The sequence below is a fragment of the Erythrobacter sp. SD-21 genome (assembly GCF_000181515.1).
Lineage (GTDB): Bacteria > Pseudomonadota > Alphaproteobacteria > Sphingomonadales > Sphingomonadaceae > Qipengyuania.
This window is the reverse complement of record NZ_ABCG01000010.1, coordinates 47,829-73,274: the sequence shown is the minus strand read 5'-3', so window position 1 is coordinate 73,274 and position 25,446 is coordinate 47,829. Positions and strand designations below refer to the sequence as shown.

Below are 25,446 nucleotides of genomic sequence, written 5' to 3'. Positions count from 1 at the left end.
CCCAGAAGAGGACTCGAACCTCCACGCCCTTGCGAGCGCCGCCACCTGAAGACGGTGCGTCTACCAATTCCGCCATCTGGGCACACGGCCGAACCGAGCATAATCCTCGTCCGGCAGGTAGGAGCGCGCCGATAGCGATCACATTGGGCCCTTGTCAACAAGATTGCCGAAGCTGACCGCAAAAGAATCATTCAGCGAGTAGCTCGCCATTATGCGCGAAAGTCAGTTGTCCTCATGACCTTCCAAAATGGCCTCGAGATCACTCCTCAGAATGAGCGTCCTCCGCCCAATCTTGCGGGTCTCGAGGGTGCCCTCAGTGGTCATCCTGTAAACGCTTGAACGACCGATCCCGAGAATGGCGGTCGCTTCGTTTATCGATACAAGCTTACTCTCTGATTTTGCCTCGTGTCGATCAAGCCGCCTTACTACGTCGTCGGCGATCGCTTCGACTTGGGACGACTCCAATTGGAAGAGGCGAACTGGCTGATCCAACATGAGTTCGCTTGATGCAGAGGGTAGCTTCTTGATCAACCGCTCAAGTTCTTGCTTCCGCCAACGTATCGGTAAATCCTAGATATCGACGAACGGGATATCAAATCTGCTCGTAATCCGAAGCAGCATTGCTTCGTCACCTGATACGTAGCGCGCTGCCATTTCGGACGAAATCAAAGCTGGCCGGCCTTCAACCAGATTTCCCAAATTGGCCACATCGATCTCCCTCTGAGAAGCAAGAGTATCAATGGGGTCGCTGTGTTCTTGCAGGCATGAGATAACGTCAGGCTCAGATTAGAGGAATATCCAGTTCTGCTCAAGCAGCCGTTTTATCCACCTAGTTTGGGTGCCCGGTCCAATCTAATTGGAAGCACACCAATCTTAACTCACTGAAATTGGTGCCATATATCCAAGCTGTTATTGAGTCCCACCTTTTCCCTGCGCAACGAAAAAAGCGGCCCTCCTGCAGGAGGGCCACTTGGAATTTCGTACCGCCACCTCGGACGGGTCATGAGACGATTACGCCGCGGCGCGCGTCTTCGTTCTCGGCGGAGTTTTCTGCGGCAGCGGCTCGCCGGTCACGACGGACTCGCCGCGCTGCGAGCGGTCGAACATCTTCTTGGCGACATAGCTGCCTGCGCCGACCGCGAGCATGGCGGGAAGGCTCATCCGGCGAAGCACCGAAGCGGCCACAACGCCGAGCGCCGCGCCCCCGGCGCCACCGATGCCGAAGCCATCAACCTTCTTTGCGAGTTTGTCGCCTGCGTAGGCGCCGATAATCTTACCGATCATGATAATTCTCCTTTGCCAGAACAACGGCTTGGAGCGGCAAGCGTTCCTAATCTGGGGCTGGGCCGATGCCTTGCTGTAGCAGGAGATTGGCGAGCGTTGCCACCTCGGCCGGCGCTGGATCGCCCTCGCCCGACCAGATGGCGTAGCGCAGGCCTAGAAAAACATTCATACCCATCAGCGCCCAGGCCTCCACCTCGCCGAGCCCGGCGCGCATTGCGCCATCTTCGCCACCAGCCGCAAGGCGGCCCGCAATACGCTCGGCGATCGTTTCGTAATGGGTGCGATAGCTCAGGGGATCGACGAATTCGGCTTCGTCAATGATCCGATAGACTTCCTTGTTGCGCGCGGCGAAACGCAGGAATGCCTCGAGCGCGGCCCGCTCGATGGTGAGGGCGTCCATGTCGGGTTCGATCGCCTCACGTGCGGCCACTTTGACCGCCTCGCTCATATCGGCGACGAGCGCGCGGAAGATCGCGTCCTTGCTGTCAAAATAGGTGTAGAACGTGCCCAGCGCCACGCCAGCGCGCCGCGTGATCGAGCTGATCGAGGCGTCGTGAAACCCGTGGTCGCCGAATTCGCGCGCCGCCGCATCGAGCAGCTTGCGCATCGTCTTGCGGCCCCTTTCGGTGCGCGGTGTCTTCACGTCCTCTGGCGCATGCGCGTCCATTTCCATCCCCCTCTTGGGTCCATCGCTAGGCGAAATCTGCAAGCCGGTGCAAGAACAAACTTGAAAGGTGGTTCAGTTTTCAATATCGAGGCGCAGAGTGAGATATTGGGAGGGAGTTTCATGAAGTTTCGCACCATGCGTCCGGCCGCCATTCTTTTGGCGGGCACTGCCGGTCTGGCTTTCGCTGCGCCTGCCGCCGCACAGTCCTCGCAGGACATCGATTCCGATACCGAGCTGAGCGAGGATGCCTCGCCCGCAGGCGACGGTACCATCGTCGTCACGGCCCGCCGCCGGGTCGAGCGCCTGACCGACGTGCCGATCGCCGTCACCGCCTTTTCAGGTGAAGAGCTGATCCGCGGCGGTACGCTGGAACTGACCGAAGTGGCGGACGAGGTCCCCAACCTGACCCTTGAAGTCAGCCGTGGCACCAACACCACCCTCACCGCCTTCATCCGCGGTGTGGGCCAGCAGGATCCGGTCGCCGGCTTCGAGGCGGGCGTCGGCCTTTACGTCGACGACGTCTACCTCAACCGCCCGCAGGCCGCCGTGCTCGATGTGTACGACGTAGAGCGGATCGAGGTGCTGCGCGGACCGCAGGGCACGCTCTACGGCCGCAACACTATCGGCGGGGCGATCAAATATGTGACGGCAAACCTGCCGGACGAAACGCGGGTCAAGGTACGCGGAACGTACGGTTCCTACGATCAGGCCGACCTGGTGGTCTCCGCCTCCACTCCGATCAGCGATGGCTTGCGCGTGGGCGTGAGCGGCGCTCGCCTGTCTCGCGGCGGATTTGGCGAGAACCTCAACCTCGGCACGGAAAACTACAACAAGGACGTTTGGGCCGCCCGCGGCACGATGGAATTCGACAGTGGCCCGTTGTTCGTGCGCCTATCGGGCGACTACGTAAAGGACAACAGCGAAGCGCGGCAAGGCGGACGCCTCCTGCCCGGCGCTTTCTCGGGCGCGCCGGTCCTCGACAGCCCCTATGACACGCGCGCCGGGCTCGATGTCGTCGACCAGGAAGTGGAAGCCTATGGTGGCGCGCTCCAGATCGCTTACGAACTGACCGATGCTCTCACCCTCAAGTCGATCACCGGCTACCGCGAGGACGCTTCGACAACCCCAATCGACTTCGACAGTTTGCCCGCCGCCGACCTCGACGTCCCGGCGATCTACGAGAACAACCAGTTCAGCCAGGAACTTCAGTTGCTGATAGAAGGCGACAGGCTGTCCGGTGTCCTCGGTGCCTACTATCTCGATGCCAACGCTTACACCGCATTCGACGTTGCGCTTTTCACCACAGGGGCCTTGCCTGCGGTCGGCCTGCCAGGCCTGAACGCCCAAACGCTGGGCGATGTCGATACCGAGACTTGGTCAATCTTTGGCGATCTCACTTATGACCTGACCGACAAGGTCAGCCTTTCGCTCGGTGGCCGCTACACTTGGGATACGCGTAACAGCCGCATCCTTCGCACAACCTTCATCAATGGCTTCTCCGACCTCTTCGACGGCGAAGGTATTCCTATCGCGGTTACCAGCGACTTCGAAGGCGAGGCATCCTTCAAGGAGTTTACGCCGCGTGCCTCGATCGCGTTTAAGCCGAACGTCGACCACACGCTTTATTTCTCCTACTCGAAGGGCTTCAAGGGCGGCGGCTTCGATCCACGCGGACAATCCACCGCCGCACCCGACCTCGATGGCGACGGAGATATCGACTACAATGATCAGTATGAGTTCCTGAGCTTCGATCCGGAGACCGTCGATAGCTACGAACTTGGCTGGAAGGCCAGCCTGCTCGATAATCGCCTGACCATCGCATTGGCCGGGTTTGTGGGCCAATACGAGGATGTTCAAATACCGGGCTCGATCGGCTTCGACAGCGATGGCGACGGCGTGAACGACAGCTTCATCGGGGTCACTTCGAACGCGGCGAGCGCCGACATCAACGGACTCGAGTTTGAGGGGAACGCGCTCGTCGGGCGCGATTTTGCAGGGCCCGGCAGCCGCGTCAGCTTCAACTGGTCACTCGGTTATCTGGACGCGGGGTTCAACGAGTATATCGACAATTTCGGCAACGATGTCGCCAGTGAACGAGTTATTCAGAACACGCCCGAATTCACCGTCCATACCGGTTTCGATATCGGCATTCCGGTGGCGGGCGGCATGCTCGATTTCCTCGGCTCGATCACGATGCGGTCGGACACGAGCCAGTTCGAACTCCCAGGCCCGCTGGACCAGAAGGCTTATGAACTGGTCGATCTCGGCCTCGTCTATACCGACGACAGCGATCGTTTCGCCATCGGCGTGCATGCAAAGAATGTCTTCGATCAGCGCTATATCGTAGCCGGCTACGATTTCGTGACAGGTACGGTGCTCGGCCTGGAAGGCAATCTCACCGGCTTTTACGGCGACCCGCGCCGGGTCTTCGTGACCGGTGAAGTGAAGTTCTGATCCTTCCCAGGGACCCAAGGAGGGGCGGCGACCGGGCGACCGGTTCGGCGCCCTTTCCTTTTCGGCAATTCCCTTCCGGCCTAGCCGGCAGCAATTGGCGGTCGTGTGATCCCCGCGGCGTTGGCCGTTGGCACATCGTAGGTCCGGACGTAGTCGGCGAACCGCTCGTAGACCTCATGTTCCGAGATGCCGAATTCTTCGAGAGAGTAGGCATGCGGCACACGTTTGGAGGCTGCCGTTCGTGCGATGTAGTCTTCCATGCCGGATAGCGCCGGCTCAATATCGAGGCCGAGGAAGCGGTAGACCCTCTCCATCGAAACGCGCCAGTCATTATCCATGTCGTCATACTGGACATCGATCAACTGGTGCGGCGGTATCGTATCGCGCGCCTGGCGCATGCGGGATACCATCAACTCGCTCTTGCGCAGCCACTCCTGACCGTGAACCGCCGGATCGACATCGTCGGCGTAGATGATCGTCTGGTTCCAGGCGAGCGAGGCGGTGCTGCCGACAACCGACTTGGGATCGCGGTGGGTGAAGATCAGCCGTGCGTCGGGAAAGACTTCGAGCAATGCGGGCAGGTCGAGCATGTGCTGCGGCGTCTTAAGCACCCAGGGCCGGAGCGAGCTTTCCTGCTGCGACCAGCCGATAAGGCGCAGGAGGTCGGCCATGTGGCGATAGGCAGAAACAGCGCTCTGGCTTTCGCACCAGCGCGCGAAGGTCGGCACGCGCCACTGGGCCTCGAACTTCATGCCGTAGAAGCTGGCGGCGATCAGGCCGAGCTCCTCTTCCGGCTCGTAAGGCCCGGTCGGGTGGATCGACAGCGTGCGCGGATTGGCGAGGCGCGCAACCTTCAGGATACGCTTGGCCAGCACGGGGCGGAAATCCTCGCGCTTGCCTTCGAGCACCTCTTCGAAATCGGGGCGCGGCACCGGGCTGATCGTCTCGAAGCTGCGCAGATTGGCAAAGCGCTGGTCGGTCGAGAGCAGCCGGTGAAGCCGCGTCGTGCCCGAGCGCATCGGCCCCACGATCACCACCGGATTGCGGATCGGGCGAGCGAGTATCTCCGGGTGACGGTCAAACCACATTTGCGCGTAAAGGCGATCGCGCAGCAGGTGGTGGAACTGCTTCATGGCGGAAAAATCGCCCGCCGCGTTGAGGCCCGCTTCTTCCTTCGCGGACTGCAACAGGACGTCCAGAGCTTCGACGAACCAGCGATCCCCGAAGTTGTCGAGGTCATAGGCGCGGGAGACTTCCTCCATCAGGAAATCGCGGTCGAAACAGGCCTTGTCGACGATGCCGACCTTGCGCCCCAACCTGATCCCGGCGTCGACCATATCGATGAAACGACTGCGGCGCGGCGGTGTAAGTGGCTGGTCTGGCAAGTGTCTTGGCCCCTTCGGTTGCTCTCGACTGGCGCGCGGGCGCCATAGCCACTCCAACCCTCGCCGGCCCGATCGGTGCCGCAAAATTTCCGCACTGGAAAAGACCAGCGCCAAACGGCATAGCGCGCCCCATGCACGATATCGCCTTCATCAGAGCCAATCCCGACGCCTTCGACGCCGCGCTGAAACGCCGCGGGGCAGAGCCGGTAGCCGACCGGATTGTCGCCCTCGACGCCAAGAAGCGAGAGGCGCAAACCCGCGTGCAGGAAGCGCAGAGCCGCCGCAACGAAGCGTCCAAGGCGATCGGCCAGGCCATGGGTCAGGGCGACAAGGAAAAAGCCGAAGCGCTGAAGGCCGAAGTCGCCGACATCAAGGCGAGCATGCCCGCGTGGGAAGAGGCAGAACAGGAAGCGGCGAGCGAACTGACCGACCTGCTCGCCCGCCTGCCCAACATGCCTGCCGACGACGTTCCGGATGGCGCAGACGAAAGCGACAATGTCGAAGTCGCTACTTGGGGCGAGAAGCGAGCGTTTGCTTTCGAGCCGAAGGAACACGCCGATATCGGCCCCGCACTTGGGATGGATTTCGAGACCGGCGCTTCGCTTTCGGGCGCGCGCTTCACCTTCCTACGCGGCGACATCGCACGCCTCCACCGCGCGCTCGCCCAGTTCATGCTCGACACACAGACGCGCAAAAACGGCTATGCCGAATGCAATCCGCCGGTGCTGGTGCACGACGAGGCCATGTACGGCACCGACAAGCTGCCCAAGTTTGCCGAAGACAGCTTCCAGACCACCGACGGCCGCTGGCTCGTCCCCACCTCGGAAGTGCCGCTAACCGCTTCGGTCGCCGGCCAGATCCTCGACGAACCCGTCCAGCCCATCCGCCTTACTGCCCACACGCTCTGCTTCCGCAGCGAAGCCGGTTCGGCCGGGCGCGACACGCGCGGTTTCATCCGCCAGCACCAGTTCGAGAAGGTCGAGCTCGTCAGCATCTGCCGCCCTGAGGATAGCGAGGCGGAACACGAACGCATGACGGCTTGCGCCGAGGGCATCCTGCAGGCGCTCGGCCTGCCCTATCGCAAGGTTTTGCTGTGCGTCGGGGACATGGGCTTCGGCGCGAAAAAGACCTACGACCTCGAAGTCTGGCTGCCCGGACAGGGCGCTTATCGCGAAATCAGCTCGTGCTCGAACACGGGCGAGTTCCAGGCGCGCCGCATGAACGCGCGCTATCGCCCAGAGGGCGAGAAGAAGACCCGCTTTGTCCATACGCTCAACGGCTCGGGCCTCGCCGTAGGCCGCACGCTGGTGGCGGTGATGGAAAACTACCAGGAGGAAGACGGCAGCGTCACCGTGCCCGAATGCCTTGCACCTTACATGGGCGGCGTTGCAAAGCTGGAGCCGCAGGCGTGAAGATCCTCCTCACCAATGACGATGGCGTCCACGCCCCCGGCCTTGATGTGCTTGAGGCGATCGCGCGGCAATTCTCCAACGACATCTGGATTTGCGCGCCGGACGAGGAACAGTCGGGCATGGGCCACGCGCTGACCCTCACCCGCCCTGTGCGGCTGAGGAAGCATGGCGAGCGGCGCTTCTCGGTCACCGGCACGCCGACCGATTCCGTTACCATGGGCCTGAGGCAAGTCATGGACGGCGCGCCCGACCTCATCTTGTCGGGCGTCAACCGCGGCGCGAACCTTGGCGATGACATCACCTATTCGGGCACCGTGTCCGCCGCCATCGAAGGCGCGCTGGCCGGTATCCGCTCGATCGCGATGAGCCAGGTTATCGGACGCGACGATGCAGGGCACGACATGTCCTTTGCCGCGGCCGAGGCGTGGGGCGCCAAGGTTCTCGCCCCGCTGCTGGAAACCCCGCTGCCCGGCCGCACGCTGGTCAACATCAATTTCCCGCCCCGCGCTCCCGACCAGATCAAGGGCATCCGCGCCGTGGCGCAGGGCTTCCACGATTATTCGCGCGGCACGGTGGTGGAGGGACGCGACCCGCGCGGCTTCAAATACTTCTGGTTCGGCCTTCAGGCGATCGAGCACACGCCCGACCACGGCACCGACCTCGAAGCGATTGCAGACGGTTACGTCTCGGTCACCCCGCTCCAGCTGGACCTGACCCACCACGCCTCGCTGAAGGCCCTGGGGGAACGCTACGGCGCTTGAAGGTGCTTGACCGCCACCGCACGCTCGCCCACTTGAGGGTGGGATGAGCGATAACAAGCAACTCGACCGGATCGCGCCGGGGGCTGGCGGAGGGCGCGTCTATCGCGGACCGCGGTTCCAGCCGCTGCGCCGCGCGACCAAGATACCCGTGTGGGGCGATCTCGGCATCCGCCTTGGCGCCGCGCTGTTCCTCATTTTCATCGTGGTGATGATCCACTGGTGGGACCGCGAAGGGCTGGTCGACAATCTCGATGGCGAGGTCAGCTTCCTCGACGTCATTTATTTCACGATGATTTCGATCACCACGACCGGCTTTGGCGACATCGCGCCGATTTCCGACCGGGCACGTCTGGTCGAGGCTGTCATCGTTACCCCGATCCGCTTTGCCGTCTTCTTCATCTTCGTAGGCACGGCGTATAATTTCATCATCAAACGCAGCTGGGAAAAATTCCGCATGGCCCGCATCCAGGAAAAGCTATCCAACCATATCGTGGTGCTCGGCTACGGGATTTCCGGCTCCGAAGCGGTTGCCGAACTGATCGAGCGCGGCACCGACCCCAGTTGCATCGTCGTGATCGACCCGAGCGAGGAACGCCTGATTGCCGCCGAAAAGCTCGGCTGCAACGTCATGGCGGCCGACGCGACGCGCGACGAGACCTTAAAAGCCGTGCGTATCTACGAAGCGCAGAATGTCCTCATTTCGGCGGGACGCGACGATACCACCATCCTCATCACCCTGACCGTGCGCGCGCTGGCACCGCACGTTCCCATCAGCGTTGTGGTGCGCGCGGACGACAACGAATCGCTCGCCCGGCAGGCCGGCGCGAACAACGTCATCAACCCGGTGCGCTTTACCGGTCTGCTGCTCGCCGGCAGCGCAAAGGGCGAACACATCGCGGAATATCTCGCCGACCTCGCCAGCGTGTCCGGCCGCGTCCAGCTGGTCGAGCGCGAAGTGACGGCGGACGAGTGCGGCTGCGCGATCAGCGAACTGACGACCGGAGGCAGGGGCTTGCGTGTCTATCGTGACGGTCGTGCCATCGGCTTCTGGGAAGACGAATGCCAGAACCTGCAGGAAGGCGATATCATCGTCGAAATCATCGCCACGCCCAATGGCGAGACCAAGGGCGACGGGCATGTAAAAGATGACACCATCAGGCAGGGCGCCTGAGGTTCAGCCGAGCAGCAGGAATACGCCGCCCATCGCCAGATAGGCGGCCAGCCAGTATCCCCAGTCGCAAAGAGCCTTGCCGATGGGTCCTTCGCGCCTGACCGCCGTGATGAAGAGCGCCGGCCCGATGAAGGTCAGCGCCAGCCCGCCCGCCATCATGAAGTAAAGCCACCACTTCGCATCGAGCGTGGCCGTGCCGACCCGGGCAAACATGTGGCCGAGCATGGCGGCGCTCGCAAACATCAGCAGAGCTGCCGCGATATGCAGGAGATATGGCGGGCGCGGTGCCGCTGCCCTGCCATAGAAAGCCACGCCCAGTAGCGCGGCGACACCCCATGCGGCCACCACCGCGATCCAGTTTACAGGTCCCATATCGTCCCTCCTAGCGCGAGCCGCCCTCTTGGTGTAGGGGCGCGCGCAAACCCCACGGACATAGCTATGAACACCCCCACCACTCCGATCCCCGACCAGAAGAAGGTCGGCATGGTTTCCCTCGGCTGCCCCAAGGCGCTGGTCGACAGCGAACGCATCCTTACGCGCCTGCGCGCGGACGGTTATGCGATGAGCCCCGATTACGCGGGCGCGGACGTGGTGCTGGTGAACACCTGCGGGTTCCTCGATTCGGCGAAGGAAGAAAGCTTGCAGGCGATCGGCGAGGCTATTGCCGAAAATGGTCGTGTGATCGTGACGGGCTGCATGGGCGAGGAAGCGAACGCCATCCGCGCCGCACATCCCAGCGTCCTGGCGGTGACCGGAGCGCATCAATACGAAGCCGTGGTCGAAGCGGTGCACGAGCACGCCCCGCCCAGCCAGGGTCCATATATCGACCTTATCCCGCAGCCGGACGTGAAGCTGACGCCGCGCCACTACAGCTATCTGAAGATTTCCGAAGGCTGCAATCACTCCTGCGCCTTCTGCATTATCCCGGACCTGCGCGGGAAGCTCGCCAGCCGCCGGATCGATGCGGTGCTGCGCGAAGCTGAAAAATTGGTCGCCGCCGGCACGAAGGAACTGCTGGTCATCAGCCAGGACACCAGCGCCTATGGCGTCGATACGCGCCACGAGAGCAAGGCGTGGAAGGGCCGCGAAGTGCGCGCGCACATGACCGAGCTCGCGCGCGAGCTGGGCCAGCTCGACATCGGTGGCGGTATGCCGCCGTGGGTGCGGCTGCACTATGTCTATCCCTACCCGCATGTCGACGCGGTCATCCCGCTCATGGCCGAGGGGTTGCTGACGCCCTATCTCGACATTCCCTTCCAGCACGCCAGCCCAAAGGTGCTGCGCTCGATGAAACGTCCGGCGAACGAGGCCAAGGTGCTCGAACGCCTTAAGGGCTGGCGCGAGATCTGCCCCGAGATCGCGATCCGCTCCAGCTTCGTCGTCGGCTTCCCGGGCGAGACCGACGATGATTTCAAGTACCTGCTCGACTGGCTCGAAGAAGCCCAGCTCGACCGCGTCGGCGCCTTCCGCTTCGAACCCGTCGAAGGCGCGCAGGCCAATCACCTGCCCGATCCTGTGCCCGAAGAGATCAAGGAAGAACGCTACGCCCGCGTCATGGAAGTGACCGAGCGGATCAGCTCCGCCAAGCTGCAGGCAAAGGTCGGCCGCTCAATCCCCGTCATCATCGACGAAGTGGGCGAGCCGGACGAGGACGGCGATATCGGCGCGACCGGTCGCAGCCAAGCCGATGCGCCCGAAATCGACGGTGCGGTTTACCTGCGAAACGTGCCCGGAACGCTTGCTGCCGGCGATATCGTAAACGTGACCGTCGAAGATGCTGATGCGCATGACCTATTTGGAATTCTTTCCTAGATCGCTGCTCCAACTGCTGCTTTAGCGACGAATTACCCCTGCGCCGCAGAATGGTAAAGGGTTGTATAATCTAGGAAAATACGTGTGTTGTTTGCGCCTCCAAAGGCGCACGATCAGACATTCTTCATCTTCTTTACTACTGCACCCTTAACCACTGAAGGGCGCGGTTTTTCATCAATCCGTCAAAAAAACGCGGGTACGTCAAAACATTCTTAAACTTAATCGGGCCATACGGATGTGCGATGAATGTCATCCGCACCCTGGACCGCGCAGCGGCGCATACGGTCAAGCCTGTAACTGGCTTGCCGCTCGGTGCTGCTCAACGGGTAAAGCACTTGCTGGTCAGTGCCTGCATCGCCCTTGTCCTGTTCATGGCAACTCTGCTCAATCCCGTTGATCAGTTTAGCTGGATGGTTCAATCGCGGCTCGCACATCAGGAGCCTTCCGGAGATATCGTTTTCGTCGGGACCGAGCGAGATATGGCGGACCCGCAACTACCGCATCGCCGCAAGGAATTAGCAAGGGCCTTGCGAAACTTAGAAAGAGAAGGCGTAGGCCGCGTCTACGTCGATATCGCCTTCCCATTCGAATCTTCCCAAGAAGCCGACCGCGACCTCGCCGATGCACTTGCTAGCCTCGGCCCCCGTGCCATCGTCGTCGACAAGATCGAACGCAGTGCCAGCGCCGAAGACCGGCTCGTCACAACCACTTCTTCTATAGCCGGACAGGCTAGGCGTGTGGTTTCCCGCGATGCAGGCAACTGGCTGGGTTTCTCTTGGACGCGCCAGTATGCCCACGAAGTGAGGGGGCAGCGCCTCCCGACTCTCGCTGCCTCGATGGCCGGCATCGAAGATACGCGTTCGGGCAGCTTCCAAGTCGACTACGCAATGGATTCGGAGGATATCGCATCGGTCGATCTTGCCGATCTCAATGCAGGTTCCTCACTCGTCGGTTTCGCTGGAAGAACCGTGGTGATAGGCGAGGCCGCAAGCCTTTCGGAAAAGCGGCAACGCGTCCCCGGCAACTACTCTGTGCCAGAGAGCTACGTGGCTATTTATGGCGCCGAGACGCTGAAGGCCGGACGCACGGGTTACATCAGCGCCCTGCCCGCACTTGTAGCCTACGTCCTAATCTTCTCAGTCCTGCTGTTGATCGCCAACAGCCGCAAGCGTCGGCGAATCGTCTATGCAATGATGCTCGCGATCGTTCCGGTAGGGTTTTATGTAGCCAGCCTGCTGGGTGTTCGGGTCGAACTGTCGTATTGCGCAGCCGTCCTCTTGGCCTACGCGGCACTCCGCTCCCGCGCGCGATGGAAAGACCGGATGGCACTGGTCGACAACGAAACGGGTCTGCAGAAACTACGCGCGCTCGAGGCCAAGGTCACGCAAGACATCCATATGCGGGGACATCTCGTGGTCGCCCGAATCCACGGATACGAATACGTTTTCAAGACGCTCCCGCGCGCGCATCGCGCGCAATACATCCTGAAACTGGTCGACCGCCTTCGTGCGACCGATGGCAACTTAGCCATCTATTCCGAAGGTCACCATCTCGCCTGGCATTCCAAGCAAGAAGACGGCGACCGTCTCGCCGAGCATCTCGAAGGTCTGCGCGCGATGTTTGCCGCACCGATCATCGTTGCCGGATCGTCGATCGACGTCGGAATTAGCTTCGGTGTGGCGAAGCTCGACGGCGATCCCGCCGTCCGTCTTGCCGCGGCCGTGGCTGCGGCGGAAGAAAGCTCAGAAGCACTGCAGCCGATCAAGATCGCGGAGAGCAGCTCGCGCTTCGACGAATTGTGGGACATCTCGCTGCGAGCACGGATTGACGAGGCCATGTCCGCAGGCGAAATCTTCTGCGTCTACCAGCCCAAAGTCGACACAAGGAATGGTAACATGACCGGGGTGGAGGCGCTGGTTCGCTGGCAGGATCCTGCGCGCGGTTTCATCCCGCCAATGCACTTCATCGCGCAGTGCGAGAAGGCGGGACGAATGGATGCGCTCACCGAATTCGTCTTCGAACATGCCTGCGCGGCAGGTCGCCTGATGCATTTCCGGGGCCGTTCGATCACTATGTCGATCAATATTTCCGCCACGCTGCTGTCGGACATGAAGATCGTCGGCATGGTCCGGAATGTTCTCCAGGCGACCGGCTTCGACCCGCGATTTCTTATCCTCGAAGTGACGGAGACCTCCCGTATCGGCAATCTTGAGACAGCAGAAATGGTGCTCAATGAACTAAAGTCTCTCGGCACGCGCATTTCGATGGACGATTTCGGCGTTGGAGAAACCAACTTTGAAACCTTTTTCGAACTGCCGTTCGACGAGCTTAAGATCGACAGGCTTTTTATCGCGAACATGGCTAAGAGTTCTAAGGCAAAGGCAATCGTGTCCAGTGTTGTTCAGATGGGACGCGACGCACGAATCGGAGTGGTGGCCGAAGGTGCAGAAGACGCTGAAACGCTGAAAATGTTAACGGAAATGGGTTGTACGCACGTTCAGGGATATATTCTTGCGCGTCCAATGAGCCTCGATAACCTCCTGCAATTAAATGATTTTAGGGGAAAAGACGCGTTGGAAGGATAGTTAACACTTTACAAACACTCATGGTTAACAGATAGTTACCTCCTGTCCGTCAAACAGGAGGCGAATTATGTGGGATTTTTGGGGATGGCTCATGGGCAAGTAAGCCCAAAGCTTAACTACTTTTCGGAAGGGCCCCTTTAGGGGCCCTTTCTCGTTTCAGGGCCTTTTTGCTGTGAGGCGAAACAGAGCGTGTCCTCTGGCGTTGGGCGGTTATGACAATCTCTATTGAAACGAATTTTTCTTTCTGCCTGCCCCGTACGACGGACCTTCTGTTACAATTCGAAGCAGCCAAGATACCCGAGCAGGATATCCTCTCAAGCAACACCGAGCTTTCCGATTCCGAGCATTGCGCGTGGGTTCCGGCGCAGGACGACATCGGCGAACGTATCTGGATCAGAGCCAAGGGCAAGTTTGGGGTGGTCTACAGAGCTGAAATCGAAATTCAGCGCCAATTGGCCGAACTATCGTCACTCAAGCGGCTTCCCCCCCATGAAATGCCGGGCGAGGCGGTTCAGTACCTCTTCGACAGCCGCTACTGCCCCGCAGATCGATTCCAGACTTTCGTTGAAGACGAGTTTGGCAGCACAGATGGGGGGCAGAGAATCGCCGCTATACGCGACTGGATGGCGCGTAACTTCGCCTACGTTCCCGGAGCATCAGGCCCCCAGACCACTGCCCTTGATACCTTCGTTGAGCGGCGCGGGATCTGCCGCGATTACGCCCATGTAATGGTTGCTCTCGCGCGAGCCAGCACTATCCCGGCCCGTTATGTCGCCTGCTACGCTCCTGGAGTCGATCCACCCGATTTTCATGCGGTGGCCGAAGTTTTTCTCCACGATCCCGAGACCGAGGACGGCGGAACCTGGCAAATCGTCGATGCGACCGGAATGGCCGATCCCGCACAGACGGTGAAGATCGGTGTGGGCCGCGATGCGGCCGACGTAAGCTTCCTGACCAGTTTCGGCCTCAACGAATTCGGTGATAAGCAGGTGACGGTTGCCGCGTCATGAAGCGGCTCATGAATAGCAATGCGGTGCACTGGCGTCGCGGCTACCCCGCTGATATCGCCAAGCTCATGAGAGAAAAGATGCCGGTGGACACTGCATGCCCGAGGTAATGTTCGACGCGGACGGGCTGCTCCTGTTCGGCGCCACGGGAGATTTGTCGCAGCGCATGTTGCTGCCTTCGCTCTGCGCCTTGCACGCCGACGGCCTCCTCGATCCCGATCTGTGCATCGTGGCGACCGCACGTTCGGAAATGACCACGAAGGAGTTCCGCGACTTCGCCCGGCAGGCGCTGGAGAAATACCTGCCCAAGAACCGGCGTGGCCCGATGGCGGATTTCCTCAACCGGCTGAGCTATGTCCCGGTCGATGCGACGACGCCTGAAGGCTATGACGAACTTGCGAGGCAAGTCGGCGAGTACAAGGGTCTCGCGATCTTCCTCTCGACCGCGCCGAGCCTGTTCGAGCCGACCATCGCCGGCCTGAAAAGCGCCGGTCTGACCAACGGCAACGCGCGCATCGCGCTCGAAAAGCCGCTCGGCACCGATCTTGCCTCCAGCTGCGAGATCAACGATGCGGTCGCCAAGGCCTTCAGCGAAGACCGCATCTTCCGCATCGATCACTATCTCGGCAAGGAAACGGTCCAGAACCTCCTCGCCCTGCGGTTCGCCAACATCCTGCTCGAGCCGGTGTGGAATTCCAATTACGTCGACCACGTCCAGATCACCGTCGCCGAGACGGTCGGGCTCGAAAGCCGGGTCGCCTATTACGACGACAGCGGTGCGCTTCGCGACATGGTCCAGAACCACATGCTGCAGCTCCTCGCGCTCGTGGCGATGGAGCCGCCCACCAGCTTCGACGCCACCGCCGTGCGCGACGAGAAGGTGAAGGTCCTGCGCGCGCTGCGCCCGGCCCAGTCGAACGAGGTCGTCACCGGCCAGTACCGCGCCGGGGCCGTCGATGGGAAAAGCGTGCCTGGCTATGACGAGGAGCTGGGCAAGCCAAGCGACACGGAAACCTATGTCGCGCTCAAAGCCCATGTCGACAACTGGCGCTGGCGCGGCGTGCCGTTCTACCTGCGCCACGGCAAGAGGATGCCGCGCCGGGTCACGGAAATCGTGATCCAGTTCAAATGCATCCCGCATTCGATCTTCGAAGGCCGCGGCGCCAAGACCGAACCCAACCGCATGGTCATCGAAATCCAGCCGGAAGAAAACATCCAGCTGACCATGATGGCGAAGGTCCCCGGCCTTGGCAGCGACGGGCTGCGCCTGCGCCCCGTCCCGCTCGACATCGCCATGCCCGACGCCTTTTCCGATGTGGTCCGCCGGATCGCCTACGAGCGCCTGCTGCTCGATCTCATCCATGGCGACCAGACGCTGTTCGTCCGCCGCGACGAGGTGGAGGCCCAGTGGGACTTCATCGACCACATCCGCGCGCTGTGGGCGGAAAACGAGACACAACCCAAGACCTATGCCGCGGGCACATGGGGACCCAGCGCCGCCGTGGCGCTTGCCGAACGCGACGGGGTGACCTGGCACGATGACTAAGAGCTTGAACGATACCATCCACCGCGTGACCGAGCGGGTGATTGCGAACTCGAAACCGAGCCGCAGCGCCTATCTCGACCTGATGGACCGCGAAGGCGATCGGCAGGTCAATCGCGGCACTTTGTCCTGTTCCAACCTCGCCCACGCCTATGCCGGGGCCGAGGAAGACCAGCAGGCGATCATGGCCGCGCGCGGGCCTAACCTCGGCATCGTCACCGCCTACAACGACATGCTCTCCGCGCATCAACCCTATTACCGCTACCCCGAGCGGATGAAGATCTGGGCGCGCGAAGTGGGCGCTACCGTACAGGTCGCGGGCGCCACGCCAGCCATGTGCGACGGGGTGACGCAGGGCGAGGACGGCATGGAACTGTCGCTCTTCAGCCGCGACACTATCGCGCTCTCGACTGTCGTTGCCCTCAGCCACGCCATGTATGATGGCGTTGCCCTGCTCGGCATCTGCGACAAGATCGTACCAGGCTTGCTCATGGGCGCGCTGCGCTTCGGGCACCTGCCCGCGATCTTCGTGCCTTCGGGCCCGATGGGGACCGGCATTTCCAACAAGGAGAAGCAGCGCACCCGCCAGCTCTATGCCGAGGGCAAGGTCGGGCGCGAGGAACTGTTGGCAAGCGAGATGGGCAGCTACCATTCGCCCGGCACCTGCACCTTCTACGGCACCGCCAATTCGAACCAGATGATGATGGAGATGATGGGTCTCCACATTCCCGGCGCGGCTTTCGTGCCGCCGGGCGCGAAGCTGCGGCAGGAGCTGAGCCGCAAGGCGACGCATCGCCTGACCGAGATCGGCAAGTCGGGCGAAGATTTCCGCCCGCTGGGCCGCGTGGTCGACGAAAAGGCGATCATCAACGCGGCCATCGGCCTCCTCGCCACAGGCGGTTCGACCAATCACGCGATCCACATTCCCGCCATGGCCCGGGCCGCCGGCATCAAGTTCGACTGGACCGACCTTGCCGAGCTGTCGAGGGCCGTGCCGCTGGTCGCACGCGTCTATCCCAACGGATCGGGCGACGTGAACCATTTCCACGAAGCGGGCGGCATGGGTTATGTCATCGGCACGCTGCTGGACGAGGGGCTGGCGCATGGCGACATCCTCACCGTCGCGGGTGGCGGCTTCGAGATGTACAGCCGCGAGCCCGTCATGGATGGCGACGCGCTCACTTGGCGCGATCCCGGCCCGAGCGGCGACACCGAGATGCTGCGCCCGGCTTCCGAGCCGTTCGAGGCCGATGGCGGAATGCGTCTCGTCGAAGGCAATCTGGGCCGCGCCTGCTTCAAATCCTCCGCGGTCAAGCGCGAGCGCTGGACCATCGAGGCGCCGTGCCGGATCTTCGAAGACCAGCCGAGCGTCAACGAGGCGTTCAAGAAGGGCGAACTCGACCGCGATGTGGTCGTGGTGGTCCGCTATCAGGGACCGCGCGCCAACGGCATGCCCGAACTCCACAAGCTCACCCCCGCCCTCGGCGTGCTGCAGGACCGCGGATACCGCGTCGCGCTTGTCACCGATGGGCGGATGTCGGGCGCGAGCGGCAAGGTTCCGGCCGCGATCCACTGCACGCCCGAAGCCTTGGGCAGCGGACCGCTGGCAAAGCTGCGTGACGGCGACATCGTTCGCGTCTGCGCCGAGACCGGCACGCTCTCGACCACCGCCGATCTCGACACCCGCGAGCCGGCGCCCGAGCCGCAGGCCGACAGCGGCATGGGCCGCGAATTTTTCGCCATGTTCCGCAGCAACGCCGACGGCGCCGAACAGGGCGCCTCGTCGATGCTGGCCATGGCGGGATTGTAAGGAATGACGAGGCTCGCAAAGAGCCCGAGGGGAGAATGATGGAACTGGTAAGCGTCGATATCGGCGGAACGCACGCGCGCTTCTCGATTGCGACCATCCACGAGGATGGCACGATCACGCTGGATGAGCCGGAGACGATCCACACCAAGGATCACGCCAGTTTCCAGACCGCGTGGGAAGATTATCGCGACCGCAAGGGCGGCAGCCTGCCTTCGCGCGTGGCCATGGCGATTGCCGGGCCGGTGGGCGGCGATGTCATCCGTTTCACCAACAACCCGTGGATCATTCGCCCCGCGCTGGTGAAGGAAAAGCTCGGCGTCGAGAGCTATTGCATCGTCAACGATTTCGAAGCGGTCGCCCATGCGGTGGCGCGGGTCGGAGACGACCAGTTCATTCACCTGACCGGCCCCGACAAGCCGCTTGCCCCGACGGGCCGACTCAGCGTGCTCGGCCCCGGCACCGGGCTTGGCGTCGCCCATCTCTATCGCGAACCCGACGGCACCTACCGCGTGTCGGCGACCGAGGGCGGGCACATCGATTTCGCCCCGCTCGACAGCATCGAGGACGCGATCCTTGCCCGCCTGCGCAAGCGCCACAACCGCGTCTCCATCGAGCGCGTGGTGTCCGGCCCGGCGATCTCCGACATCTACCAGACGCTCGCCGCGATGGAGGGCAAGCCGGTCGCCGAAGAGGACGATATCGCCATCTGGACGCGCGGGCAGGAGGGCAGCGACAGCCTCGCCGCCGCAGCCGTCGACCGCTTCTGCCTTTCGCTGGGCAGCGTGGCAGGCGACATCGCGCTTGCGCAGGGCGGTTTCGGCGGCGTCGTGATCGCGGGCGGGCTCGGTTACCGCATACGCGAGACGCTGGTGAAGTCGGGATTTGCCGAACGTTTCAAGGCCAAGGGCCGCTTCCAGGAGCTGATGGCGTCGATCCCCGTCAAGCTCATCACCCATCCGCAACCGGGCCTATTCGGCGCGGCTGCCGCCTATGCGAGGGAACACGCATGACCCATATCGCCGACATCATGCAGACCGCGCCGGTCATTCCGGTGATCGTGGTCGACGAGATGGAACACGCCGTGCCGCTGGCTCGCGCTCTAGTCGCAGGCGGATTGCGCGTGCTCGAAGTCACCTTGCGGACCCCCGCCGCGCTTGATGCGATCCGCGCGATGAAAAAGGTCGACGGAGCCATCGTCGGCGCGGGCACCGTGACCAATCAGGAAGAGCTGGCCGCTGCCATCGACGCAGGCAGCGAATTCATCGTCTCGCCCGGCCTTACCGAGCCGCTCGGCAAGGCGGCGATCCGCGAAGGCATCCCCTTCCTGCCCGGCATCGCCAACGCTGGCGACATCATGCGCGGGCTCGATCTGGGCCTCACCCACTTCAAGTTCTTCCCCGCCATGGCCGCGGGCGGCCTGCCTGCCCTCAAAGCGCTCGCTGCGCCCTTCGGCCAGTGCCGCTTCTGCCCGACCGGCGGGATCACACTGGAGAACGCGCCCGACTGGCTCGGCTTCGATCCGGTGTTGTGTGTCGGCGGCAGCTGGGTCGCACCCCGTAGTGCGGTGGATGAGGCAGCGGTCGAAAAGGTCGCGCGCGAGGCGGCAGCGCTGGGCGGTTAACCCGTCCTTCGCGGGTTTTCGGGAGCGAAGGTCCATACGACATCGTCGCCGACGACGCGCCGGGCCTGAATCCCGCCAATATTGACCGGGCGCTCGTCGAGCAGTTCGTCCACCATGCGCCGCGCTTCGCTGCGGGTCAGCGTGGCGCCCAAATCTTCGCAGAACAGCTTCACAACTTCGGCAAGGAAGACCGGCCGGTCGACGCCTGAGCGCGCGAACGGGCGATAGCGATGGGGAGCGCCGTCCTCGTCTTTCGCCCGTACCCATTCTTCCAGTGCCATGCCGTCGATGTCGTCCTGCATTTCGGCGAGATAGCGGGCCGATCCGGCCAGTCCCTCGACATCGATGAAGTCCACCTCGGCCAGCCCCTTGCGCATACGCACGCGGTCGAAGCTCTCGTCGAGGTTGGAAGGGTCGGCGGCGACGGGAAAGCCGCTGTCTCGCGCGATGTCCTCCAGCGCCGACCGACGCCATGGCAGCAGTGGGCGCAGGACGATCAGGTCGCCCTCACCCAGCGACGTCGCCGCCCTTACCGCTGCAAGCCCCGATAGCCCGCTGCTGCGGTTGGCGCGCATCAGAAAGGTCTCGGCCTGATCGTCGGCATGGTGAGCGGTCGCAATGTAATCGAGCGAGCGCCGTTCCGCCCATTCCGCCAGCGCCTCGTACCGCGCGTGCCGGGCCTCGGCCTGCACATTGCCGTGCGGTATGGTCACGGAGAGTGTCTCGTGCGGCATGCCCAGCGCTTCGCAAATCCGCGCCGCATTCCGCGCCTCTTCGGCGCTTTCGGCGCGCAGTCCATGGTCGACCGTCGCTGCCTCGACGCTCCCGGGCAGCGCCTCTACCGCTAGAAGCAGGAGCGCCAGACTGTCCGGCCCGCCCGAGAACGCGATGCCCATTTTCTCGCCCTCGTCGAGCGTCCAGACGCGTGCCAGGTCCTGCCGGAACCGCTCTACCAGTTCCGGCGCCAGCGCCATCTTAGTTGCAGGTAACCTTGCTGCGCGCGGTCGCGTATTGACCCGACAAGCGGCCGGTGGCGAGCGCCGGATAGGTTTCGCCAAATTCCGACAGAGCGATGCAGGCGCGACCCGTGTCCTTCAAGGCAATCATCGCCTCGGCGAGGAACAGCAGGCTGTCCCCGGCGCGCGCACCGTTCTTGTCGGCCTGATAATTGCGCAGGAACCACGGCGCTGCCTCGGTCGGCTTGCCATCGTCGAGATAGGCGCGGCCGAGCAGGTTGCGGCCATAGCTCACACGCGAATGATTGGGGTGCTGTTCCACGAACAGGGTCAGCTGCTGCTGGGCTTCGGGAAAGAAGCCGGCGTCCCACAAGCGGAAGCCATAGGAATATTCATCGTCGCCGGCATCGCCCGTAGCGGGCTTGGTGATTGCCTGGACAGCCGCGACACGCGCCGGATCGGGGGCGGCTGCGCGGGTCGTAGCTGCGGGCGTCGCCGGCGATGTCGTGGAACTTGCCGGATTGGCGGCGGCCGAAGGCGTGTTTGCAGGAGTCACGGACGGAACAGGCGCCTTGGCGGCCTCTAGCGCCTCCACCCGTTCTTCAAGCAGGCGCATGGCGTTGGTGCCCACCTCATATTGCGCAGTCAATCGCTGAAGCTGGGTTTCCAACGCATCGAGGCGGGCGAGAATGTCGGTCACCGCCGTAGTCGATGTCGCTGCAGGCTGGGCCGGATTTGCAGTAGCTGCGGGTGCCGTGATCTGCGGCTCGAAATACCGCCCGTCGCCGCCCGGAAAGACCTTGCGCTGGAGAGCGCGGACTTCGGCTTCCAGCTTGCGGATGCGCGTTTCGTCGCTGTCCTGCGCCATGGCGGGCATGGAAGTGGCGATAAGGGCCATGGCGATCCCGCCGAGGCCAAAGGCGCGTGCGCTGCGTGCGATCATGATAGGTGCGTGCTCCCGTTTGGAGAATTCATGGTGACAGAAATGGCCTAGCCCCGCGAAGCTGTCGAGGGGATGAAAGCGGATATCCGCCGCTGGATGGAAGCCAAGATCAAGTGTCGCTGGGCGTGGCGGCGGTCGCCGGAGCAGCTTCCGCTTCGGGCTCGTCACGGGCGAGCAGCGCTTCGGCCGTTACCGGGACATCCTTCACCACCGTATCTTCCTCGGTCAGCTTGCGAACGCTGCGGCCGCCGATGGTAATGGCGAGCGCATAGGGACGCCCGGTCCAGATCTGCGGACCTTCGGCATCCTCGGGAATGGTGAAGCTGTCGCCTTCGGCCATCTGCGCTTCGAAGAGGCGCGTGCCGCTGGCGTCGTAGAACTTGACCCAGGTATCGTCCATTTCGCTGGTGAACACGACGGGGCCGCCGGTCGGCTGCGGCGCGGGCGTCGCAGCCTGCTGGGGCGCTTCGTTCGCAGCGACCTGCGCTTCGGGGTCCTCCAGCGGTGCGGGGCCAAGGCCGGGGGCGAAATAGCTCGAATAGAAGGCGTAGACGCCGCCCAGCAAAATCACGGCGGCGAGCACTGCGAACCACGCGAGGCCGCGACCGGGAACGCGTGCCGGGTCGCCCGGCTCGAACTTGGTCGGCTTCTCGACCGCGTTGGGATCGCCCTCCGCCAATTCCTCGCGCACATGGTCGAGCACGTCCTTTTCGTCGAGGCCGAGCGTGCGCGCATAGGTGCGGGTGAAGCCGATCGCATAGGTCCGCGAAGGAAGCGCGGAGAAATTGCCCGCCTCGATCGTCTCCAGATGACGCTTTGGTATGCGCGTTTCGGCAGCGACCTGATCGATGTCGAGCCCCTTGGCCTCACGCGCTTCGCGCAAGCGCTCACCAACGCGCTGTTTGGGCGCGGGCGTGTTTTCGACGATGCCGTCTTCTTCTTCCATGCGAATCCCGAATACCTGAAACCCCGCGGGTGTTCCCGCTCCGACTGGGTTTGTTGAGAAAGACGCCGGTCGCGCTTGTCAACCTGCTCGCCCCAGCCCTATGCGCGGGAAACCGACGAATTGCGCGGCAAAAGAGACGAAATCAGTCGAGATCGATGTCGTTCTTGACTGCCCATTCCGTCAGCGCAAGGCGCATGTCGAGCGGCGGGCTCATCAGCCATTGCTGCATCTGGGTCTTTAGATCGGGCAGATAGACCTTGCGCACCAGTTCCTTGATCGGGCCGACAGCTGCCGGCGTGATCGAAAACCGGGTGTAACCAAGTGCCATCAGCGCCAGCGCCTCCAGTCTGCGCCCGCCCATCTCCCCGCAGACACCGACGCGCACTTGGCTGCCCACGACCTGCTTAGAAATTCGCGCCAGAAAGCGCAAGATTGCCGGACTGAGCCAGTCGTAACGCTCGGCCAGCTTGGGATTCGCACGGTCGGCGGCGAAGAGGAACTGGGTGAGATCGTTCGTGCCGATCGAAATAAAGGAGACTCGCGGCAAAAGCAGGTCGAGCACCTCGGCGAGCGAGGGGACTTCGAGCATGCAGCCGTATTCGATCGTCTCGGGCATGAGCTTGCGCCGGTCGCGCAGCCAATCGGCCTGCTCCTCGAAAATTGCCTTGGCGGCATCGAATTCCCACGGCTCGGACACCATCGGGAACATGACCGAAAGCTTGCGGCCGGCCGCCGCCTCCAGCAGCGCGCGCGCCTGCGCCTTGAGCAGGCCGTCGCGTTCGAGCGAAAGACGCAGAGCGCGCCAGCCCATCGCGGGGTTTTCGTCCTTTTCCGCCGTATCATTGGCAAGATAGGGCACTGCCTTGTCGCCGCCGATGTCGACCGTACGGAAGACCACCGGCTTGCCATCGGCGGCATCGAGCACGTCGCGATACAGCCGCTGCTGGCGTTCGCGCGCCGGGAGAGTTGATGAGACGAGGAACTGGAATTCGGTCCGGAAGAGGCCGATCCCGTCGGCGCCGGTCAGCTGCAGCGCGCTGACATCGTCGCGCAGGCCCGCGTTCATCATCACCGTGATCCGCGTGCCATCTCGGGTGAAGGGTTCGACATCGCGCAGTTCGGCATATGTGGCGGCGCGCTCCTTGCTCTTGGCAAAGCGCGCGTCGAAGGCCTCGAGCAGCGGCTGAGAGGGACGCAGGGTGACGGTGCCCTTGTCGGCATCGACCAGCACCGGGTCGCCTTCGGACACGCGCGAGCGAACCCGCGGAACCCGGCCAAGAACTGGGATACCCATGGCGCGTGCCACGATCACCACGTGCGCCGTCAGCGATCCCTCTTCCAGCACCACGCCCTTGAGGCGCCGCCGATCGTATTCGAGCAATTCGGCCGGGCCGAGATTGCGCGCGAAGAGGATGGTGTCGCGCCGCAGCCCCTGGCTGGCCGCCGTGCCGAGCTGGCCCGAAACGATGCGCAACAGGCGGTTGGACAGATCCTCCAGATCATGCATCCGGTCGGCCAGCAGCGGATCGTCGATCTCGCGCATGCGCATGCGGGTGCGCTGCTGGACGCGCTCGATGGCGGCTTCGGCGGTGAGACCGCTGTCGATCGCCTCGTTGATGCGGCGGCTCCAGCCCTCGTCATAGGCGAACATCTTGTAGGTCTCGAGCACCTCGACATGCTCGCCGCCCTTGCCGAATTCCGGCTCGCGGCCCATCGCGTCGATCTGGTCGCGCATCTTGTCGAAGGCGCGGTAGACGCGCTGGCGTTCGGCCTCGATATCCTCGGCCACCACCTGATCGATCTCGATCCGCGGCTGGTGGAACACGGCTTGCCCTTCGGCCAGCCCTTTCACCAGCGTCAGCCCTTCGAAGACTTCGCATTCGATCGAGACTTCGTCGAGGTCGATCGCTTCCTGGTCATCGACCAGCTCCTTGTGGGCGATCAGTTCGCTCAGCACCATTGCGGTGGTCTGCAGTGCCTCGATCTCGACATCCTCGTAGCGGCGCGGTTCGACATGCTGGACGCAGAGCACCCCCACCGACCGCTCGCGGTAAACGATGGGCACGCCGGCAAAGGAGTGGAACTTTTCTTCGCCCGTTTCGGGGCGGTAAAGGAAGTCGGGATGCGCCTTCGCCTCGGCCAAGTTCAGCGTTTCGATATTCTTCGCGATCGTGCCGGTGAGGCCTTCGCCCACAGCCATGCGCGTGACGTGGACCGCCTCCGGGTTGAGACCATGGGTCGCGTAAAGCTCCAGCTCGCCATCGCGCAGCAGGTAGATCGAGCACACCTCGCTCGTCAGGCTGTCGGCAATGATGTCGACCACGCGGTCGAGTTTATGCTGGGCGTGATGACGTCCGGCCATGACCTCGTGCAGGCGCGTGAGGATCTGGCGGGCGGAAGCGGCAGCTGACATGGGGCCAGCTATAGCAAAAAGTAAGGGCAGCGGAAGCGGGGCGAACGAAGCAAATTCTGTCCGCCCCGCTAGCGCTATCGCTAGCGCGCCTCAGTTGGCGGCTATTTCTTCCTTAAGCCTGAGCTTCTGCTTCTTGAGCTGCTGGATCATCGCGATGTCGGGCGAAGGCCTTGCCTGTTCGCTGTGCAACCGGGCTTCGAGCCCTGCATGCTTGGCCTTGAGTGCGGCGACATGGGATGATTGCATAGGTTAGCTCCTTCTTACGGTTTCGACCCCGTTGGAAGCGACTCGTGCATCGCGGCACGCGCCGCCTTTCAGTATCAAACCATAGCTTGGCGAATTTACAAACCCCCGTAGAAACGCCATGCGACAAAGCGAGATACGGGGACGACGACGGTGAACGAGCAGGAACTTCGCAAGCGCCTGGAAGCGCTCAAGAGCGAGCACCGCGACCTCGATGTCGCGATCGCGGCGCTGAGCGAGGCAGGCGATGGCGGTTTCGTCGACCAGTTGCAGATCGCGCGACTGAAAAAGCGCAAGCTGCAACTGAAGGACCGGATTTCGGCGATCGAGGACAATCTCATCCCCGACATCATCGCTTGATCACCGTTCCACCACGGGACACCGCATCCGGAAACCTTGGGCTTGCGGAGCATTCGCGGTACCTTCACGTTTA

General features: G+C 62.7%; 22 protein-coding genes. 12 read left to right on the top strand and 10 right to left on the bottom strand.

Annotation, left to right across the window (positions count from 1 at the left end):
- Window positions 1-222: 222 nt before the first annotated feature.
- The 3 genes from ED21_RS15930 to ED21_RS13655 form a co-directional block, all read right to left on the bottom strand.
- Window positions 223-495, bottom strand: coding sequence for a helix-turn-helix domain-containing protein (locus ED21_RS15930; protein ID WP_156787491.1), 273 nt, complete (start codon window positions 493-495; stop codon window positions 223-225).
- Window positions 496-1,011: 516 nt separating this feature from the next.
- On the bottom strand, window positions 1,012-1,284 hold the full coding sequence (locus tag ED21_RS13660; RefSeq protein ID WP_006834522.1) for a hypothetical protein: 273 nt from the start codon (window positions 1,282-1,284) through the stop codon (window positions 1,012-1,014).
- A gap of 46 nt (window positions 1,285-1,330) precedes the next feature.
- Window positions 1,331-1,957, bottom strand: a complete 627-nt coding sequence (locus tag ED21_RS13655; RefSeq protein ID WP_006834521.1) for a TetR/AcrR family transcriptional regulator — start codon at window positions 1,955-1,957, stop codon at window positions 1,331-1,333.
- Between the two features lie 114 nt (window positions 1,958-2,071).
- On the opposite strand from ED21_RS13655, the gene ED21_RS13650 reads away from it, so the two are divergent.
- Window positions 2,072-4,405 carry a TonB-dependent receptor gene (locus tag ED21_RS13650; protein WP_006834520.1) on the top strand — a complete coding sequence of 778 codons (2,334 nt, stop codon included), beginning with the start codon at window positions 2,072-2,074 and terminating at the stop codon, window positions 4,403-4,405.
- Window positions 4,406-4,485: 80 nt separating this feature from the next.
- Here the strand turns inward: ED21_RS13650 and ED21_RS13645 are convergent, their stop codons facing one another.
- Window positions 4,486-5,790 carry a sulfotransferase gene (locus tag ED21_RS13645; protein ID WP_233995770.1) on the bottom strand — a complete coding sequence of 435 codons (1,305 nt, stop codon included), beginning with the start codon at window positions 5,788-5,790 and terminating at the stop codon, window positions 4,486-4,488.
- A 131-nt stretch (window positions 5,791-5,921) separates the two neighbouring features.
- On the opposite strand from ED21_RS13645, the gene serS reads away from it, so the two are divergent.
- The 3 genes from serS to ED21_RS13630 are packed head-to-tail and all read left to right on the top strand — an operon-like array spanning window position 5,922 to window position 9,134.
- Entirely contained in the window at window positions 5,922-7,202 is a 1,281-nt protein-coding gene (gene serS, locus ED21_RS13640; protein WP_006834518.1) for a serine--tRNA ligase, read from the top strand.
- Entirely contained in the window at window positions 7,199-7,963 is a 765-nt protein-coding gene (surE, locus tag ED21_RS13635; RefSeq protein WP_006834517.1) for a 5'/3'-nucleotidase SurE, read from the top strand. Before serS ends, surE begins: the two co-directional genes overlap by 4 nt.
- A gap of 43 nt (window positions 7,964-8,006) precedes the next feature.
- Window positions 8,007-9,134: a TrkA family potassium uptake protein gene (locus tag ED21_RS13630; RefSeq protein ID WP_006834516.1), complete on the top strand. Its 1,128-nt coding sequence runs from the start codon at window positions 8,007-8,009 to the stop codon at window positions 9,132-9,134.
- Window positions 9,135-9,137: 3 nt separating this feature from the next.
- Here the strand turns inward: ED21_RS13630 and ED21_RS13625 are convergent, their stop codons facing one another.
- Complete coding sequence (locus ED21_RS13625; RefSeq protein ID WP_006834515.1) at window positions 9,138-9,506, bottom strand: hypothetical protein; 369 nt, start codon at window positions 9,504-9,506, stop codon at window positions 9,138-9,140.
- A gap of 66 nt (window positions 9,507-9,572) precedes the next feature.
- Between ED21_RS13625 and rimO the strand changes: the two genes are divergently transcribed.
- From rimO to eda, 7 genes are all read left to right on the top strand, one after another.
- Window positions 9,573-10,946 (top strand): 30S ribosomal protein S12 methylthiotransferase RimO, encoded by a 1,374-nt coding sequence (gene rimO, locus ED21_RS13620; RefSeq protein ID WP_006834514.1) that lies wholly within the window; start codon window positions 9,573-9,575, stop codon window positions 10,944-10,946.
- A gap of 242 nt (window positions 10,947-11,188) precedes the next feature.
- Window positions 11,189-13,531 carry an EAL domain-containing protein gene (locus ED21_RS13615; RefSeq protein WP_006834513.1) on the top strand — a complete coding sequence of 781 codons (2,343 nt, stop codon included), beginning with the start codon at window positions 11,189-11,191 and terminating at the stop codon, window positions 13,529-13,531.
- A 212-nt stretch (window positions 13,532-13,743) separates the two neighbouring features.
- The gene (locus ED21_RS13610) at window positions 13,744-14,541 is read left to right on the top strand and encodes a transglutaminase family protein (RefSeq protein ID WP_006834512.1); all 798 of its coding nucleotides are present in this window, start codon (window positions 13,744-13,746) and stop codon (window positions 14,539-14,541) included.
- A gap of 94 nt (window positions 14,542-14,635) precedes the next feature.
- Window positions 14,636-16,084 (top strand): glucose-6-phosphate dehydrogenase, encoded by a 1,449-nt coding sequence (gene zwf / locus ED21_RS13605; protein WP_006834511.1) that lies wholly within the window; start codon window positions 14,636-14,638, stop codon window positions 16,082-16,084.
- Window positions 16,077-17,891, top strand: a complete 1,815-nt coding sequence (gene edd / locus ED21_RS13600; protein ID WP_034922799.1) for a phosphogluconate dehydratase — start codon at window positions 16,077-16,079, stop codon at window positions 17,889-17,891. The genes zwf and edd overlap by 8 nt, the downstream gene beginning before the upstream one ends.
- Window positions 17,892-17,926: 35 nt before the next feature.
- Window positions 17,927-18,901, top strand: coding sequence for a glucokinase (glk, locus tag ED21_RS13595; protein ID WP_006834509.1), 975 nt, complete (start codon window positions 17,927-17,929; stop codon window positions 18,899-18,901).
- Window positions 18,898-19,512, top strand: a complete 615-nt coding sequence (gene eda, locus ED21_RS13590; protein ID WP_006834508.1) for a bifunctional 4-hydroxy-2-oxoglutarate aldolase/2-dehydro-3-deoxy-phosphogluconate aldolase — start codon at window positions 18,898-18,900, stop codon at window positions 19,510-19,512. The genes glk and eda overlap by 4 nt, the downstream gene beginning before the upstream one ends.
- On the opposite strand, the gene tilS is transcribed toward eda, so the two are convergent.
- The 5 genes from tilS to ED21_RS15245 all read right to left on the bottom strand — a co-directional run bounded on the left by tilS (window position 19,509) and on the right by ED21_RS15245 (window position 25,016).
- Window positions 19,509-20,486, bottom strand: coding sequence for a tRNA lysidine(34) synthetase TilS (gene tilS / locus ED21_RS13585; protein ID WP_006834507.1), 978 nt, complete (start codon window positions 20,484-20,486; stop codon window positions 19,509-19,511). The two genes, eda and tilS, sit on opposite strands and share 4 nt — an antisense overlap.
- 1 nt (window position 20,487) lies before the next feature.
- Entirely contained in the window at window positions 20,488-21,411 is a 924-nt protein-coding gene (locus ED21_RS13580; RefSeq protein ID WP_006834506.1) for a tol-pal system YbgF family protein, read from the bottom strand.
- A 109-nt stretch (window positions 21,412-21,520) separates the two neighbouring features.
- Window positions 21,521-22,357, bottom strand: a complete 837-nt coding sequence (locus ED21_RS13575) for a RodZ domain-containing protein (protein ID WP_006834505.1) — start codon at window positions 22,355-22,357, stop codon at window positions 21,521-21,523.
- A 142-nt stretch (window positions 22,358-22,499) separates the two neighbouring features.
- On the bottom strand, window positions 22,500-24,770 hold the full coding sequence (gene ptsP, locus ED21_RS13570; protein WP_006834504.1) for a phosphoenolpyruvate--protein phosphotransferase: 2,271 nt from the start codon (window positions 24,768-24,770) through the stop codon (window positions 22,500-22,502).
- A 90-nt stretch (window positions 24,771-24,860) separates the two neighbouring features.
- Entirely contained in the window at window positions 24,861-25,016 is a 156-nt protein-coding gene (locus ED21_RS15245) for a YdcH family protein (protein WP_006834503.1), read from the bottom strand.
- A 150-nt stretch (window positions 25,017-25,166) separates the two neighbouring features.
- Here ED21_RS15245 and ED21_RS13565 point away from each other — a divergent pair, with 150 nt between their 5' ends.
- Window positions 25,167-25,373: a YdcH family protein gene (locus ED21_RS13565; protein ID WP_006834502.1), complete on the top strand. Its 207-nt coding sequence runs from the start codon at window positions 25,167-25,169 to the stop codon at window positions 25,371-25,373.
- Window positions 25,374-25,446: the final 73 nt, after the last annotated feature.